The organism is Candidatus Megaera venefica (assembly GCF_034554655.1).
In the GTDB taxonomy this organism is placed as follows: domain Bacteria; phylum Pseudomonadota; class Alphaproteobacteria; order Rickettsiales; family Rickettsiaceae; genus Megaera_A; species Megaera_A venefica.
In genome coordinates this window covers 1-873 of record NZ_JARJFB010000271.1, presented here as the reverse complement: position 1 = coordinate 873, position 873 = coordinate 1, and the positions used below count along the sequence as shown (strand labels likewise).

Here is an 873-nt window from a genome sequence, read left to right as displayed (position 1 = left end):
GCTTATTGTGAACATAGGCGTTTTGCCCAACTAATTTTATCTTGATATTTTATATCATTTTTAAGGTATTGAGGATTATAAGAAAACCTACTATAAGCATCAAAAACTTCTATGGGTATATTAATAGAAGAGCGATATATTGTAGAACGTAAGTAATTAATTTCTTCAGCTACATTCTCTTCGATCACTTCAATAGACCAAGCTTTGTAATCATTTGTTTGATGATTTTCCCATCTATAACCTCGTTCTCTAAGCAAATCCTTACAATTATAATGAGCGCCTACGGCCCATAATTTAAATCTTAATTTCAAGGCATTGGTAAGTAACTGTTTCAAAACTAATTCTTGAGAGCAAGGTAGTTCTTGTGCTAAAATATGTATTCCTGCAAGGCAATCAATAACGGCTCTATGTCCTTCATAAAAGAAATTATATTTATAAGCAATATATTCTAACTTATAACTGCTAATCCCCTCTTGATTCCATTGAACATCAAACATTGTACAGCTCCAAGCTTTAGGAGGAATAGAGGGAAAGGTCTTCTCAAAAAATGTTCTGTCGAATTGAGCATTATGAGCAATAATCAGATCTACATCCTGTAAATAAGTAGCTAATTCAGTTTCATCTATATTATGACCTTTTACCGTATCATTCGTTATGCCTGTAAGTCTGCTAATAAACTCTGAAATTGGTACCTGCGGGTCTTGATACTGATTAAAATCTTCCAGTAAATGGAAGATTTTACCATCTTCAGTATATTCAAACTTCACCATTCCTAATTCAATGATCTTATCTGTAGAATAGGACAAGCCAGTAGCTTCAATATCTAAAAACACTCCAGTAAATATAGGAGAAGTAGGGTTACCTGTATTATAA

General features: G+C 32.6%; 1 protein-coding gene. It reads right to left on the bottom strand.

Annotated features, from left to right (window positions below):
- Positions 1 to 2: 2 nt before the first annotated feature.
- On the bottom strand, positions 3 to 873 hold an 871-nt coding region (locus Megvenef_RS09710; RefSeq protein WP_322777705.1), incomplete at its 5' end, for a 3'-5' exonuclease.